This is a genomic window from Janthinobacterium sp. 78 (genome assembly GCF_003096775.1).
GTDB classification, from domain to species: Bacteria; Pseudomonadota; Gammaproteobacteria; order Burkholderiales; family Burkholderiaceae_D; genus Janthinobacterium; species Janthinobacterium tructae.
The window spans coordinates 5,812,830-5,827,315 of record NZ_QENT01000001.1 but is presented as its reverse complement, the minus strand read 5'-3'; the positions used below and the strand labels follow the sequence as shown (position 1 = coordinate 5,827,315).

Genomic DNA, 14,486 nt, shown 5'->3' with positions numbered 1-14,486 from the left:
CTTCATGAGCGTCTGGCGCAGTGCCCAACGATTATCGCTGTTTATGCGCGGCAATAGTTCATCTCGACAATATATTCTGGAAAAAATCCCCATTTTGCTCTGGTCCCTACGCTATTTTCGTCATTTTACGACGCTGTCCTTCCCGGATTAGGTGACCAAACAATCAAGTTTTACTTGTTTTTAAGATGGGGCAAGACGCGCGGCGGGAAGCGCGGCAGTACAATTGCCGCATGAAAAAACTCCTGGCCGGTATCGATTTTGCGGACGATTCCAGCAGCGTGGCGCGCCAGCTGATCGGCGTGATCGTGCTGGTCGACGGCGTGGGCGGACGCATCGTGGAAACGGAAGCGTATGACCGGCTGGACCCCGCTTCGCACACGTATGCCGGCATGACGCCACGCAACGCGGCCATGTTCGGCCCGCCCGCGCACGCCTATGTCTACCGTTCCTACGGCATCCACTGGTGTTTGAATTTTGTGTGCCGCGAAGCGGGCCATGGGGCGGGCGTGCTGATCCGCGCCATCGAGCCGCTGGCGGGCATCGATGCCATGCGCGAGCGGCGTGGCGTCGAGGAACTGCGGCGGCTGTGTTCGGGGCCTGGCAAGGTATGCCAGGCGCTCGGTATCACGCAGAGGCATAACCGGCTGGCGCTCGATGCGCCGCCGTTCATGCTGCTGGCCCGCGAGGATGACGTGACGGTGCAAGCGGGGCCGCGCATCGGCATTTCCAGGGCGATGGACACGCCGTGGCGTTTCGTCCTGGCCGGCTCGCCGTATTTAAGCAAACCGATGCGCGCGCCAGCCGCTTAGCTGTGGCGGCGCTGCGGCGTCGTGTCTGCGCCGCGCACGGCGGACTTGCCGCGCAGCGGGCTGTGCAGTGCGCGCCGCTCCTGTTGCGCACTGGCCGGATGCCGGAACGCCTCTGCTTCGGTAGGGCCGCTCGGCGCTGCCGGGCGCTCGTCCAGGGTGAACACGCTGACTGCCGCCGACAACTTGACGGCCTGGTCCTGCAAACTGGCCGCCGCTGCCGCCGCTTGCTCCACCAGGGCCGCATTTTGCTGGGTGACGTCATCCATTTGCGTGACGGCCTGGTTCACTTCCGTGATACCCGAGGCCTGCTCGGCGCTGGCCTCTTTGACGCGCTGGATGATGGCATTGACTTGCTGCACCGAGGCCACGATGGCGCCCATGCTGTCGCCCGCTTGCTGCACGGCCACGCTGCCGCCATCGATGGTAGTGACCGAGGTGGCGATCAGGGTCTTGATTTCCCTGGCCGCCTGTGCCGAGCGTTGCGCCAGGGTGCGCACTTCGGACGCCACCACGGCAAAGCCGCGGCCTTGCTCGCCCGCGCGCGCCGCTTCCACCGCGGCATTCAGCGCGAGGATATTGGTCTGGAAGGAAATACCATCGATCACGCCGATAATATCCACGATCTGGCGCGAATTGGCACGTATCGTCGCCATCGTCGCCACCGCCTGCTGCATCGACGCCCCCCCTTGCACGGCCAGGGTGGACGCTTGCCCCGCCAGCTCGCAGGCCAGTTGGGCGTTGTCGGCGTTGTCATTGACGGCTTGCGTCAGCGCTTCCATGGCGCTCGACGTTTCTTCCAGCGAACTGGCTTGCATTTCCGTGCGCGCCGACAGATCCAGATTGCCGGTGGCAATTTCACGCGACGCCGTATCGATCGATTGCACGGCGCCCATGATGGTGCGCAAGGTCTGGTTCAGGTGGGCGATGGTCTGGTCCAGCACGCGCGAGGTGGAGGCGATCTCGTCATTGCCTTGCTTGGGCGCACCGGCGATCAGCTTGCCCGCCGCCAGGTCTTGCACGGCGTCGGCGATGCCGCGGATTTCCAGCAGCATGGCGCGCCGCACCAGCATGGTCACCACGATGGAGGCCAGGATGGAGAGCATGACGGTCAGCAACAGGCTCCAGCCCAGGTTGCGAAACTCGGCGCTGGCCGTCGCATGGGCCTGGCTGCTGAGCGTCGTTTCCAGGGCCGACAGCTGCGCCAGCTGCGTATTGAACTGGCCGAATTGCGTTTCCGCCTTGAGCATGGAATTGGTGGCGATCGACTGGTCCATCTGCGCCATTTCCATGGTTTCCAGCACGGCCTTGCGGTAGCCGGCCAGGGCCGTGATCGCGGCATCGACCAGGTTGCGTTCGGCGCCCGTGGCCGTGGCGCGCAGCGTGGCCAGCTGGGTGCCGATGGCCGCGTGACGCGCCTTGATCTGTTGCTCCAGTGTATCGAGGCGAGCCTTGGCGAAGCTGCCATTCGTCCACGACAGCAACTGGTACATATTGCCGTGGACGTGCTTGGCCTCGCCGAGTATGTCGGCGGCCGCTTTCAGATGCGTGATGCGCACGCGTACCATGTTTTCCAGCGAGGTATTTTGCCGCACCATGCCATACCAGGCGCCGCTCGAGCTGAGGATCAGCAGCAGCAAGACCAGGGCGGGCGCCAGCAATAATTTTGGTCCGATGCGTAATTGATTGAGCATGCTTGACTCCTGGCTATGGCTGTTCCAGGCACTGGCGGCGCACAGCGTTCGTGTACGCCGCCGCTGCCTTATTTTTTGTAGATGCCCGCTTCCAGCACCACGTCGTTGACGCGCAGGATGTACGTGGTCTTCGGCTCGATCTTGCCGCTGGTGGGGTTCTTGTACTGGTAGTCGACCCAGCCCTTGCCCTGCTTTTGCGCCAGCTCAATGATTTCACGGCGATATTTCTTGCCATTCGCATCAGGCACATCCGTCAAATCCTTGCCCACGATGGAAGGATTGATGGGGTGGGCCAGCACGATGCCCGTCTTGATGTCACGCATGTCCACATACAGCGAGCCCTGCACGAAGTCGGGGTCTTTCGCCGTGATTTTCTTCATCATTTCTTCCTTGCCATGCGCCTTCATGAAGGCGGCGCCCCGTTCGGCCATGGCGATGGCGTCTTTTTCCGTTGGTTCGACGGCGGCATTGGCGCTGCCGCCGGCAAATGCCAGGCACAGCAGGCTACCCGTGAATAAGCGTTTCATGACAGCTCCTTGTGAGAATCGAGGGATGTATTGCCAAGCCGTAATTTACGTCGTCGAGGGTTCCATCAAATTGCGATGGAACAAACTAAGGTGTTGCTTGTAGGCAGCGAACAACGTATCGGAATGCTTGTTGATGTGTAGCAATTTAGTTCCAGATGGCAAGAATTATGATGACTTTCACAGCATGCCGAGCTGGCATGGCCTGTGGGAGAAAGAGGCTGTAATTGGCCGATATAGGGTCAATTTCATGAAAGTTATCGCTATTTATTGGCAAGGAGACTATCGTGTCCGCACTCATTACCGAGCCGTTTTCACCCAAGTTCAAGCCGTATACGCGGCAAACCATTCATCAGGCGCGGCAGTGGGAATGGCTGCCGGAAGAGCAACGCGAAGCCGTGCAAGTGGTGTCGCACGTCTTGCCGTTTCGCACCAATGCCTATGTGCTAGACCAGCTGATCGACTGGAACAACATCCCTGACGACCCCATCTACCGCCTCGTCTTTCCCCACCGCGACATGCTGCCGCCCGAGCAGTACGCGCACTTGCGCGACCTGGTGCTGGTGCAGCGTGACAAGGCTGCCACCGATGCCTATGTGCATGGTATCCGCCTGGGCATGAATCCCCATCCGGCCGGGCAGATGACGCATAACGTGCCGAAAGTCAACGATGCACCCGTGCGCGGCTTGCAGCACAAATATGTGCAGACGGTGCTGTTTTTCCCCAGCGCGGGCCAGACGTGCCACGCGTATTGCACCTTCTGCTTCCGCTGGCCCCAGTTCGTCGGCATGGACGACATGAAGTTCGATGCGCGCGAGTCGCATGAGCTGGCCGCCTACCTGACACTGCATCCGGAAGTGACGGATGTGCTGATCACGGGCGGCGACCCGATGATCATGAACACGCGGCAACTGGCCGCCTACCTGGAGCCGTTGCTGGCGCCGGGCCTGGAACACATCCAGAACATTCGCATCGGCACCAAGGCGGTGGCGTATTGGCCGCAGCGTTTTGTTTCCGACCGCGATGCGGATGATTTGCTGCGCCTGTTCGAACGCATCGTCAAGGCGGGCAAGAACCTGGCCGTGATGGGCCATTACAGCCACGCCGTCGAGTTGCGCCAGGATATTGCGCAGCAAGCGGTGAAACGCATCATCTCCACGGGCGCCACCTTGCGCATGCAGGGGCCGCTGATCCGCCATATCAATGAAGATCCGGCTAGCTGGGCCGAGCTGTGGCAGACGGGCACGCGCCTGGGAGCGATTCCGTACTACATGTTTGTCGAACGGGACACGGGGCCGCGCGGCTATTTCGAATTGCCGCTGGCGAAGGCACATGAAATCTTCCAGGCCGCCTACCAGATGGTGTCCGGCCTGTCGCGCACGGTGCGCGGGCCCTCCATGAGTGCGTTCCCCGGCAAGATCGTCATCGATGGCATCGTCACCATCAATGGCGAAAAACTGTTTGCTCTGCAATTTTTGCAGGCGCGCAATCCGGATTGGGTGCGCCGGCCGTTTTATGCGAAGTTCGATGCGGAAGCGACGTGGATGGACGATTTAAAGCCCGCATTCGGCCACGACAAGTTTTTCTTTGAAACGGATGAGCCTATGCCGCAGGTGCCGCATAAAATCATCCGCCTGGCACAGGCCGCCTGAGTATGCACGCCGCCGGCGCCTCTTCGCGTTGCGGGGTGGCCGTGTTTTGCCTGGTGTTCCTGCCGTTCGCGCTCGGGCATTACCTGTCGTGCCTGCTGCGCGGCGTGAATGCCGTGCTGACGGCGGAATTGCTGGGCGCCATCGCCCTGACGCCAGCGCAGCTGGGCTTGCTGACCAGCGCCTTTTTTCTCGCCTTTGCGCTGGTGCAACTGCCGATCGGCATGGCGCTCGATCGTTACGGCCCCCACACGGTGCAACTGTGGCTGCTGGGGCTGGCGGCCCTGGGTGTGTGGCTGTTCAGCCGGGGCCACAGCTTTGCCGAGCTGATGTGGGCGCGCGCCCTGATGGGGGCTGGGCTGGGCGGCTGTTTCATGGCCGCCGTGAAAGCGATCTCGTGCGCCGTCGCCCCAGCGCGCCTGCCTTCCGTGCATGGTTACCTGATCGCCGTGGGCGGCCTGGGCGCGGCCACGGCCACCATGCCCGTCAAGCTGGCCCTGCACTACACGGACTGGCGCGGCGTGTTTCTGGGCCTGGCGCTGGCCGCGCTGGCCATCGGCCTGCTGATCCGCCTGCTGTCGCCGGCCATGCCCAGGCCCGCCACCGCGCACCCGGTGAGCAAGGTCAGCGTCTGGAGCGTGTACCGCGATCCCGGCTTTCGCCGCACCATCGCGCTGATCTTGCTGCCGCACACGGTGTTCTTTGGCGTGCAGGGCTTGTGGGTGGGGCGCTGGCTGGCCGACGTGGGCGGCTTGTCCGATGACAATGTCGCGTATCTGCTGTACCTGGGCATGGCGGCCGTCATCTTTGGCGCCATCGGCATGGGCATGCTGACGGAGTGGGCGGGGCGGCGCGGCATTGCGCCCATGCAAGTGGCGGCCGCCGGCATCGTCCTGTTTGTCGCCGTGCAAGTGGCGATGGCGTGTAACGTCGTGCCCAGCCTGCCCATGCTGTCCGTGCTGTTTGCCTTGCTGGGCACGGTGACGGGCCTCGAGTATGCGATCGTCGCGCAAAGCATGCCGGCCAGCCTGACGGGTAGGGCGGCCACCTGCCTCAATCTGCTCATTTTCACGGGCGCCTTTCTGGTGCAGGCGGGCTTTGGCCTGATCCTCGGCTGCTGGCCCCTGGACAGCTTGCAGCAGTATCCGCCGCAAGCGTATCAGGTGGCGTTTGGCGTGCTGGCGGCTTTGCAACTGCCGGGACTTGCGATGTTTTTCATTCGCCGCTACAGGCGTGCCGGGCCATCCGGTAAAATGGCAGCCTGCACAGCGGCAATGATCAACTCCAAGGAAGACTATGAAACTCGTTCGTTATGGACGTCCAGGCAAGGAAAAACCGGGCCTGATCGATGAAGAAGGCAAACTGCGCGACCTGTCCGGCGTGATTGCCGATATTGACGGCGCACAACTGTCCGACAAGGCCTTGCGCAAGCTGGCCAAGCTCGACGAAAAGACGCTGCCCCTGGTGCGCGGCAATCCCCGCTTCGGCGTGCCGCTGGCGAAAGTCGGCAAATTCATCGGCATCGGCCTCAATTACGCGGACCACGCAGCCGAATCGGGCATGCCGATTCCCGCCGAACCGATCGTCTTCATGAAGGCGATCACTTGCCTGAATGGCCCTGACGACAATGTCGTGTTGCCGAAAGGCTCGAAAAAGACGGATTGGGAAGTGGAGCTGGGTGTCGTCATCGGCACGCGCGCACAGTACGTGAGCGAAGAGGATGCGCTGAAATACGTGGCCGGCTACTGCGTCGTCAACGATATTTCCGAGCGCTCGTTCCAGCTGGAGCGGGGCGGCCAATGGGATAAGGGCAAGGGCTGCGACACCTTCGGCCCCATCGGCCCGTGGCTGGTGACGCGCGATGAAGTCATCGACGAGCAAGACCTGGACCTGTACCTGGAAGTCAATGGCAAGCGCATGCAGACCGGCAATACGCAAACCATGATTTTCACGGTGGCGCAGATCGTCAGCTACCTGTCGCAATTCATGACCCTGGAACCGGGCGACGTCATCGCCACGGGTACGCCTCCGGGCGTGGGCCAGGGCCGCAAGCCGCAGCGTTTCCTCAAAAAAGGCGACAGCATGCGCCTGGGCATCCCCGGCCTTGGTGAACAGCAGCAGGACGTGGTCGCCTGGACTGCCTGATGGCAGGGGGCGATATCGACCGTTTGCCCGCGCTGCCGCTGGACCGGCTCGACGCCCAGCAGCGCGCGGCCGCGCAAGCCATCATCGATGGTCCGCGCGGGGCCCTGTATGGCCCCTTCGTGCCGCTGATCCGCAGCCCCGAGCTGATGGAAACGGCGCAGCGCATGGGCGAGTATTTGCGCTACCGCAGCGCCATCGGCACGCGCCTGTCCGAGCTGGCGATCCTGGTGACGGCGCGCCAGTGGAACCAGCAGGTCGAGTGGGCCATCCACGCGCCGCTGGCCGTGCAGAACGGTATCGCGCAGGCGGCCGTGGACGCCATCGCCGCGCGGCGCGCGCCGCTTGCCCTGAAGGAAGACGAGCAAGCCGTGCATGACTTCTGCATCGAATTGCAGCAGAACAAGCGCGTCAGCGATGCCACGTATGCGCGCGCGCTGGCGCTGTTCGGCGAGCATGGCGTGGTCGACTTGATGGGGATCAATGGCTACTACACTTTCCTGGCCATGGTCATGAACGGGGCGCAGACGGCCGTGCCAGCCTTGGGCGTCACGCCTTTGGCCGATTAGAATAGTTCTTCGGGCAAAGATGGACAAAGTGTAATGAAGTTGAAATTATTCAATATATAATTTTGCTTCCCTTCCATTGCTAAAAAGCTCAATGAAAACTCGTCCGTGCTTCACCCTGATGGGCCGCGCCTTCCTGGCGTTGGCCCTTTCTTTTTCCCCCTTGATGACGGTACGGGCGCTGGCCGCCGAGACCGCCGCTAGCGCTAGCCCCAGCGCTTCCGCCCTGGAAAATTCCGTCGTCAAGGTGTTTTCCACCCTGCGCGGACCGGACCCCTATAAACCCTGGAGCAAGGCCGCTCCGCAAGAGGTGACGGGCTCCGGCGTCGTCATCGAAGGCCGCCGCATTCTCACCAATGCGCACGTGGTCGGCTATGCCAGTCAGGTGCGGATCCAGGCCAATGGCGCCGGCGACAAGATACCGGCGACCGTGCTGGCCATCTCGCGCGGCATGGACCTGGCTTTGCTGAAGATCGACGATGACAGTTTTTTCGCCAGCCATAAAGCGGTGCCGCGCGCCAATGTCTTGCCCGACGTGCGCGATGCCGTGCTGGCGTATGGCTATCCGACGGGCGGCACGTCGCTGTCGATCACCAAGGGCATCGTTTCGCGCATCGAATTCGTGCGCTATAACTTCCCCGTGTCCGGCTTGCGCATCCAGATCGATGCAGCCATCAACCCGGGCAATAGCGGCGGCCCTGTGATTGCCGGCGAGAAGATGATCGGCCTGGCCTTTGCCGGCATGCTCAATGCGCAAAGCATCGGCTACATCATCCCCAACGAGGAAATCGAGCTGTTCCTGCGCGACCAGGAAAGTGGCGCGCCCCAGGGCAAGCCGGCCATGCGCGACGTGACGCAAACGCTGGAAAATCCCGCACTGCGCACCTACCTGAAGCTGGCCAAGGGCGTCGAGGGCGCCGTCGTGATGACGCCGGCCAGCAAGGACGCCGCCTATCCGCTCAAGGAATGGGATGTCATCACGCATATCGGCGATTTTCCCATCGACAACCAGAGCATGGTCAAGCTGAATGCCAACAGCCGCGTGCGCTTCCAGTACCGGGTGCAGCAGCTGGCGAAAGACGGCGAATTGCCGTTGACGGTGGTGCGCCAGGGCGCGCCCCTGAAAATCAAGATACCCGTCTCGGCGGCGCACCCGATGCTCATCAGCGGCCTGCAAGGCAATTACCCATCCTATTTCATTTTCGGCCCGATGGTGTTTTCGCGCGCCAGCACGGAATTCATGGCCGCGCCCAATGGCAACCCGGCTATGTTGGGCGGCATGAGTTTTGCCGGCAATCCGCTGGCCACGCGGCGCGGCGATGCACCCGACAGCGAGCGCGAAGAGCTGGTGGTGATCGCCGCGCCGTTCTTCCCGCACAAGCTGATGAATGGCTACAGCACGCGTTTCTTTTCGGTCGTCGATTCCGTCAATGGCGTGCGCGTGCGCAGCCTGGCGCACCTGGTGGCCTTGCTGCGCGACCAGACGGATGAATTGCTGACGTTCCGCTTCCAGCAGCGCGATGCGGAAATGGTCGTCGTGCCGCGCAAGGAGATGCTGGCAGCGACGGAATCGGTGCTGACGGACAACGGCATCCGCTCGGAAGCGTCGCCAGACATGTTGAAGGTCTGGAATGAAAAAACGCCGGCGAACTGATCGTTCCCGGCGTTCCATACGACAGCAGGCGCGGCATACACCGCGCCTGTTTTACTTTAAGCCAATACTTTTTTCAGCCACGCGCCGATGGCGTCGATCTCTTCCTGGCACAGCGAGTGCTGCATCATGTAGTCATGCCATTCCACCTTGTAGCCCATGCCGGTGAGCAAGTCGCGCGACTGCTGGGCGCGAGTGATCGGCACCACGGGGTCGGCCGTGCCGTGCGCCATGAAGATCGGTGTGTCCAGGCTGGCCGGCGTGCGCTCAAGCGCCGTCTTGTCGGCCAGCGGCAGGTAGCCGGACAGGCACATCAGGCCGGCCAGCGGTTCCGCATGGCGCAAGCCCGTTTGCAGGGTCATGGCGCAGCCTTGTGAGAAGCCGGCCAGGATGATGCGGCTGGCGGGAATGCCGCGCGCCTTTTCGCGCGCGATCAGCGCCTCAATTTGGGCTTGCGAGGCGCGCAGTCCACCCTCATCTTCGCGGCGCACCAGGTCATTTTCGCGGATGTCGTACCAGGCGCGCATCACGTAGCCGTTGTTGATGGTGACGGGCATGGTGCCGGCGCTGGGGAAAATGAAGCGGATGGCGGGGCAGCCGCGCAGGTCGAGTTCCTTCACCAGGGGCACGAAGTCATTGCCGTCGGCGCCCAGGCCGTGCATCCAGATGATGGAAACGGTGGGGTTCGGTGCGCTGTCGAGTTGTATGGTTTCCAGCAAGGTGCTCATGTATTTTCCTCAGGTAGGGGTTGCGCCGGACGCAGCGCCGATTTGGGACGGAAGGCCTTGCAGATGGCCGGGTCGGTTTCCATGTAGGGACCGCCGATGAGATCGATGCAATATGGCACGGCGGCAAAGATGCCGTTGACCAGTTGCACGCCCTCGGCATCTTTCAAGCCTTCCAGGGTTTCCTTGATGGCTTTCGGCTGGCCCGGCAAGTTCATGATCAGGCAAGCGCGCTCGGGCGTCTCGCGGACCACGGCTACCTGGCGCGACAAAATCGCCGTCGGCACGAATTGCAGGCTGATCTGGCGCATCTGTTCGCCGAAACCGGGCATTTCCTTGGTCCCGACGGACAAGGTCGCGTCCGGCGTCACATCGCGCCGCGCCGGGCCCGTGCCGCCCGTCGTCAGGATCAAATGGCAGTGGCTCAGGTCGACCATGTCGATCAGGGTGTTTTCAATCTGCGAGCGCTCATCCGGGATCAGGCGTTTTTCCAGGCGAAACGGCGTGCGGATGGCGGCGGACAGCCAGCTTTCCAGCGCGGGGATGCCCAGGTCTTCATACACGCCGCCGCTGGCGCGGTCCGAGATCGACACGAGGCCGATAATCAATTCGTCTTCGAGAGTGGTCATGCGGTACCTGTCTATGTCGTAAAAAAACCGGGCTGATCCCGGTTTTTAGCTACTTTCGGGGTCAGACCCGCCGGGTCTGACCCCAGTTTCTTACTCGTCGTCTTCGCCTTCAACGTCATCTTCGTCGGCATCTTTCTTGCCGCCGTTTTTCTTCTTGGCGATCTCTTTCAAGATCTGGAAGATTTCACGGTAGGCTTTTGGCGGCTTGTTCTCGGCCTGCTCCTTGCGGGCATTGCGGATCAGGGTGCGCAGGTGCTGCACGTCCAGTTCCGGGTTTTCCGACAGCAAGACGGTCAGTGCCTTGTCGTCCGTCAAGAGTTTGTCGCGGCGGCGTTCCATCGCGTGCATATTGGCCGTGTCGGCTTTCGACAAGCCTTTCCAGCTATCGATGGTGCGTTGGATGGCGGCAACTTCTTCTTCATCCAGGGTGCGCATTTTCTTGCCCACGTACTGCAGCTGGCGGCGGCGGCCTTCGTGATCCCTGATTTGCTGGCATTCGAGAATGGCGTCGCGCACGTCTTCCGGCATCGGGACGCGCTTGACGCGGTCGCGTGCTTCATTGACGAGTTCTTCGCCCAGCTTTTGCAGGACGGTCATCTGGCGCTTGAGTTCCGACTTCGACGGACGTTCATATTCCTGTTCGAATTCGGTGGATTGGAAGCCGCAAGCTCCCCGGTTTGGATTTGGCATGATAAGGCGGGATTGGCCGCGTAGGCCGCACCTGTAAACTGTAAACGACTGCTATGATACCCTTTTTAGCGGCTTTCCGAAGAAAACAGCGCATGAACGACTCCGTATTTACCCATAGTCAAGAGCAATTGCAGCAACTGGCCCGTGATGTGTTGTCTTTTGCGCGGGAAGCGGGCGGCACCGACGCAGCCGTCGAAGTCAGCGAAGGCGGCGGCTTGTCCGTTTCTGTACGAAAAGGCAAGATCGAGACGATCGAGCAAAACAAGGACAAGGGCATGGGCGTGACCGTGTTTGTCGGCAAGAAACGCGGCAATGCCAGCACCTCCGACTTTTCGCCATCGGCCCTGCGCGCCACCGTGGACGCCGCCTACAACATCGCCCGTTTCACGGCCGAAGACGATTGCGCGGGCCTGGCCGACGCGGACATGCTGGAAATGTCCCCCCGCGACTTGCAACTGTTCTATCCCTGGCTGATTTCCGCCGAGGAAGCCGTCGTGCTGGCCCAGCGGGCTGAAGCGGCCGCGTTTGCCGTCGACCCGCGCATCACGAACAGCGAAGGCGCCGGCGTGCACGTGCAGCAATCGCATTTTGTGTCCGCCAATTCGCGCGGCTTCATCGGCGGCTACCCATTCTCTCGTCATACCCTGTCCGTGGCGCCCATCGCCGGCAAGGGCGCGAAGATGCAGCGCGACGACTGGTATTCGTCCGTGCGCGACGCCGCCAAAATGTCGAGCCCGGAAGCCATCGGCCGCTACGCCGCGGAACGCGCCCTGTCGCGCCTGAACGCGCGCAAGCTGGGCACGCGCACCTGTCCCGTACTGTTCGAGGCGCCGCTGGCGGCCGGTTTGCTGGGTACCTATGTGCAAGCGACCTCGGGAGGCGCTCTGTACCGCAAGTCCACTTTCCTGAACGATTCCCTGGGCACGCAAGTGCTGCCGTCGCACGTGCAGATCTTTGAAGATCCGCACGTGATCGGCGGGGTCGGTTCCGCGCCGTTCGACGAAGAAGGCGTAAAAACCGTTAGCCGTGACGTCGTCAAGGATGGCGTGGTGCAAGGCTATTTCCTGTCGACTTACACGGCCCGCAAGCTGGGCATGCAGACGACGGGCAACGCGGGCGGCTCGCACAATCTGTACCTGACGTCCAGCCAGACGGCCGCCACCGATGATTTCGTTGCCATGCTGAAAAAGCTGGGCACGGGCTTGCTGGTGACGGAACTGATGGGACAAGGAACCAATTACGTGACGGGCGACTATTCGCGCGGCGCCTCCGGTTTTTGGGTGGAAAATGGTGTGATTCAGTATCCGGTGGAAGAAATCACCATCGCCGGCAACATGAAGGACATGCTGCGCAACATCGTCGCCGTGGGCGCCGATGTGCTGCGCCGTGGCACCAAAGAGACTGGTTCCATCCTCATCGAGAGCATGGTGGTGGCGGGCGGCTGAGGCGCAGGCCTAAGGCGTGCGCCGCTGCAAGCTGCTTGATGCCTTGTGGCAGGTGGTGCCTCAGTACTCTTCCCACTCGGTCTCGGCGACTGCGGCCTGTGCGACCACCTTGTCTGCTTTCCTGGCGGGTGCGGCAGCGGCCTTGGCCGTGACGCGTGGCGCGGCGGCAGGCTTGGCCGGCGCGCGGATGGCTGGAACCGGAACCGGTGGCAGCGCTTGCATGCCGTCGAGCTTGAACACGCTGACGGCTTCGGCCAGGATGGCGGCCTGATCCTGCAACGCTTCGGACGCGGCTGCCGCCTCTTCCACGAGGGCGGCATTTTGCTGTGTCACGGCATCCATTTCCGTGATGGCCTGGTTGATCTGTTCAATCCCCGTTTCCTGCTCGTTGCTGGCAGACGTGATCTCGGCCATGATGTCCGTAACGCGCCGCACGCTGCTGACGATCTCTTGCATGGTGCTGCCGGCCTGGTTCACCAGGTTGCTGCCGAGATTGACCTGCTGCACGGAGTCGTCGATGAGGATCTTGATTTCCTTGGCGGCGGCAGCGGAGCGGTGAGCCAGGTTGCGCACTTCCGTGGCCACCACGGCAAAGCCGCGGCCCTGTTCGCCCGCCCGGGCCGCTTCCACGGCCGCATTCAGGGCCAGGATATTGGTCTGGAAGGCAATCCCATCGATGACGCCGATGATATCGACGATTTTCTTCGACGAGGCATTGATCGTATCCATGGTTGTGATCACTTCCGCCACCACCTGGCCGCCCTTGCTGGCCACGCTGGAGGCCGATTGCGCCATCTGGTTGGCCTGGCGTGCGTTTTCGCCATTCTGCTTGACGGTCGACGTCAGTTCTTCCATCGACGATGCCGTTTCTTCCAGCGAGCTGGCTTGTTGCTCCGTGCGCGAGGACAAGTCCATATTGCCGGAGGCGATTTCACGCGAGCCATGGGCGATGGCATCCGTGCCATGACGCACGCGGGCCACGATGCCTTGCAGATTGTCGTTCATTTCTTTCAGGGCACGCAGCAGCAAGCCCGTTTCATCGGTGCCGCGCGCGTCGATGCTGCCCGACAGGTCGCCGGATGCCACGCGTTGCGCCACTTTGACAGCTTCGCCTATGGGGCGGCTGATGGAGCGGCTGATCAGGATGGCCAGCACGATGGCAATGAGCGTCGCGGCGAGCGACAGCGACAGGGTCAGGATGATGGCCAGACGCCCGTCGGCGAGGGCTTGCTTGCCTTCGTCTGCCATCAGCGATTCCTGGAAGCCGGCCATGGCCGCCAGCGCCGTCAAGATTTTTTCTTGTGGATAGCGCAGCTGCGTCAGCAGGAAGATGCCGGCCGTTTCAGTTTTCCCCTCTTGCAACAGTTTGATATTCGCATCGCGCGTCTTGCCATACGTTTCGCGGCTGCTCATCACGGCCTGGAGCAGTTCCTGGCCCTTGGGCGTGTTGATCATGGTTTTCAGGCGCGCCAGCAGTTCCGTGTTCTTTTTTACCGATGCCTGAATCTTGGTCACGGCACTGCTGACTTCGTCAGGATCGTTGGCGCCGATGATGGCATTGCCCAGCAGGCGGGCCTGGATATTGATCTCGGACTGGATGGTGTTCGACAGCATGACCTTGACATAGCGGTCATTGACAATTTTTTCCGTCGAGGCATTGATGTTGCGGATGCGGCTCACGGAAACAAATGCCACCATGGCAAGCAGGACAATGATCAGGCCGAAACTGAAGGCCAGGCGGGTACTGATTTTAAGCTTGGACATAGGGTATTCATCCTCGACGTAAAGCGGAAAGCGTGCGCTTGGCATGGTCCTGCGGACAAGCGGTGCCTGTGCATGACGATGCTGATGCGGTCAGTTTGCGTTACATAAAGCTAATTCGGCGGGGATAGGGCCGTGGATGCGTATTTCGGTGGCGGGAAGTCGTGGCGACCTGCCCGGCCGTATATTCTTGCGGGGCCGCGC

Annotated in this window: 13 protein-coding genes; 7 read left to right on the top strand and 6 right to left on the bottom strand. The window is 61.9% G+C overall.

Annotated features, from left to right (window positions below; translation table 11 throughout):
* The first annotated feature begins 230 nt into the window (after positions 1 to 230).
* The gene (locus C8C92_RS25595; protein ID WP_099762057.1) at positions 231 to 809 is read left to right on the top strand and encodes a DNA-3-methyladenine glycosylase; all 579 of its coding nucleotides are present in this window, start codon (positions 231 to 233) and stop codon (positions 807 to 809) included.
* Here C8C92_RS25595 and C8C92_RS25590 read toward each other — a convergent pair.
* Positions 806 to 2,500 carry a methyl-accepting chemotaxis protein gene (locus C8C92_RS25590; protein ID WP_116745637.1) on the bottom strand — a complete coding sequence of 565 codons (1,695 nt, stop codon included), beginning with the start codon at positions 2,498 to 2,500 and terminating at the stop codon, positions 806 to 808. The genes C8C92_RS25595 and C8C92_RS25590 overlap by 4 nt on opposite strands.
* Positions 2,501 to 2,568: 68 nt before the next feature.
* Positions 2,569 to 3,027 (bottom strand): cache domain-containing protein, encoded by a 459-nt coding sequence (locus C8C92_RS25585; protein ID WP_116745636.1) that lies wholly within the window; start codon positions 3,025 to 3,027, stop codon positions 2,569 to 2,571.
* A 284-nt stretch (positions 3,028 to 3,311) separates the two neighbouring features.
* On the opposite strand from C8C92_RS25585, the gene C8C92_RS25580 reads away from it, so the two are divergent.
* The 5 genes from C8C92_RS25580 (at position 3,312) to C8C92_RS25560 (ending at position 9,035) form a co-directional block, all read left to right on the top strand.
* Positions 3,312 to 4,676, top strand: coding sequence for a lysine 2,3-aminomutase (locus C8C92_RS25580; protein WP_165829548.1), 1,365 nt, complete (start codon positions 3,312 to 3,314; stop codon positions 4,674 to 4,676).
* 2 nt (positions 4,677 to 4,678) lie between these two features.
* Entirely contained in the window at positions 4,679 to 6,025 is a 1,347-nt protein-coding gene (locus C8C92_RS25575; protein ID WP_165829547.1) for an MFS transporter, read from the top strand.
* On the top strand, positions 5,970 to 6,818 hold the full coding sequence (locus C8C92_RS25570) for a fumarylacetoacetate hydrolase family protein (protein ID WP_096237933.1): 849 nt from the start codon (positions 5,970 to 5,972) through the stop codon (positions 6,816 to 6,818). Before C8C92_RS25575 ends, C8C92_RS25570 begins: the two co-directional genes overlap by 56 nt.
* Complete coding sequence (locus C8C92_RS25565; RefSeq protein ID WP_099762061.1) at positions 6,818 to 7,384, top strand: carboxymuconolactone decarboxylase family protein; 567 nt, start codon at positions 6,818 to 6,820, stop codon at positions 7,382 to 7,384. Before C8C92_RS25570 ends, C8C92_RS25565 begins: the two co-directional genes overlap by 1 nt.
* Before the next feature lie 91 nt (positions 7,385 to 7,475).
* On the top strand, positions 7,476 to 9,035 hold the full coding sequence (locus C8C92_RS25560; protein ID WP_243420356.1) for a S1C family serine protease: 1,560 nt from the start codon (positions 7,476 to 7,478) through the stop codon (positions 9,033 to 9,035).
* Positions 9,036 to 9,091: 56 nt separating this feature from the next.
* Here C8C92_RS25560 and C8C92_RS25555 read toward each other — a convergent pair whose 3' ends face one another.
* The 3 genes from C8C92_RS25555 to yjgA all read right to left on the bottom strand — a co-directional run bounded on the left by C8C92_RS25555 (position 9,092) and on the right by yjgA (position 11,076).
* Positions 9,092 to 9,760 carry an alpha/beta hydrolase gene (locus C8C92_RS25555; RefSeq protein ID WP_116745634.1) on the bottom strand — a complete coding sequence of 223 codons (669 nt, stop codon included), beginning with the start codon at positions 9,758 to 9,760 and terminating at the stop codon, positions 9,092 to 9,094.
* The gene (gene mog, locus C8C92_RS25550; RefSeq protein WP_116745633.1) at positions 9,757 to 10,386 is read right to left on the bottom strand and encodes a molybdopterin adenylyltransferase; all 630 of its coding nucleotides are present in this window, start codon (positions 10,384 to 10,386) and stop codon (positions 9,757 to 9,759) included. Before mog ends, C8C92_RS25555 begins: the two co-directional genes overlap by 4 nt.
* Before the next feature lie 90 nt (positions 10,387 to 10,476).
* Complete coding sequence (gene yjgA, locus C8C92_RS25545) at positions 10,477 to 11,076, bottom strand: ribosome biogenesis factor YjgA (protein WP_116745632.1); 600 nt, start codon at positions 11,074 to 11,076, stop codon at positions 10,477 to 10,479.
* A 92-nt stretch (positions 11,077 to 11,168) separates the two neighbouring features.
* On the opposite strand from yjgA, the gene pmbA reads away from it, so the two are divergent.
* Positions 11,169 to 12,521: a metalloprotease PmbA gene (pmbA, locus tag C8C92_RS25540; RefSeq protein ID WP_116745631.1), complete on the top strand. Its 1,353-nt coding sequence runs from the start codon at positions 11,169 to 11,171 to the stop codon at positions 12,519 to 12,521.
* 60 nt (positions 12,522 to 12,581) lie between these two features.
* Here pmbA and C8C92_RS28030 read toward each other — a convergent pair whose 3' ends face one another.
* Positions 12,582 to 14,285 carry a methyl-accepting chemotaxis protein gene (locus C8C92_RS28030; RefSeq protein ID WP_116745630.1) on the bottom strand — a complete coding sequence of 568 codons (1,704 nt, stop codon included), beginning with the start codon at positions 14,283 to 14,285 and terminating at the stop codon, positions 12,582 to 12,584.
* Between the last annotated feature and the right edge of the window lie 201 nt (positions 14,286 to 14,486).

Coding starts and splice junctions, on each gene's coding strand:
- C8C92_RS25595 (WP_099762057.1), top strand. CDS start 231: ATGAAAAAACTCCTGGCCGGTATCGATTTTGCGGACGATTCCAGCAGC.
- C8C92_RS25590 (WP_116745637.1), bottom strand. CDS start 2,500: ATGCTCAATCAATTACGCATCGGACCAAAATTATTGCTGGCGCCCGCC.
- C8C92_RS25585 (WP_116745636.1), bottom strand. CDS start 3,027: ATGAAACGCTTATTCACGGGTAGCCTGCTGTGCCTGGCATTTGCCGGC.
- C8C92_RS25575 (WP_165829547.1), top strand. CDS start 4,679: ATGCACGCCGCCGGCGCCTCTTCGCGTTGCGGGGTGGCCGTGTTTTGC.
- C8C92_RS25570 (WP_096237933.1), top strand. CDS start 5,970: ATGAAACTCGTTCGTTATGGACGTCCAGGCAAGGAAAAACCGGGCCTG.
- C8C92_RS25565 (WP_099762061.1), top strand. CDS start 6,818: ATGGCAGGGGGCGATATCGACCGTTTGCCCGCGCTGCCGCTGGACCGG.
- C8C92_RS25560 (WP_243420356.1), top strand. CDS start 7,476: ATGAAAACTCGTCCGTGCTTCACCCTGATGGGCCGCGCCTTCCTGGCG.
- C8C92_RS25555 (WP_116745634.1), bottom strand. CDS start 9,760: ATGAGCACCTTGCTGGAAACCATACAACTCGACAGCGCACCGAACCCC.
- mog (WP_116745633.1), bottom strand. CDS start 10,386: ATGACCACTCTCGAAGACGAATTGATTATCGGCCTCGTGTCGATCTCG.
- yjgA (WP_116745632.1), bottom strand. CDS start 11,076: ATGCCAAATCCAAACCGGGGAGCTTGCGGCTTCCAATCCACCGAATTC.
- pmbA (WP_116745631.1), top strand. CDS start 11,169: ATGAACGACTCCGTATTTACCCATAGTCAAGAGCAATTGCAGCAACTG.
- C8C92_RS28030 (WP_116745630.1), bottom strand. CDS start 14,285: ATGTCCAAGCTTAAAATCAGTACCCGCCTGGCCTTCAGTTTCGGCCTG.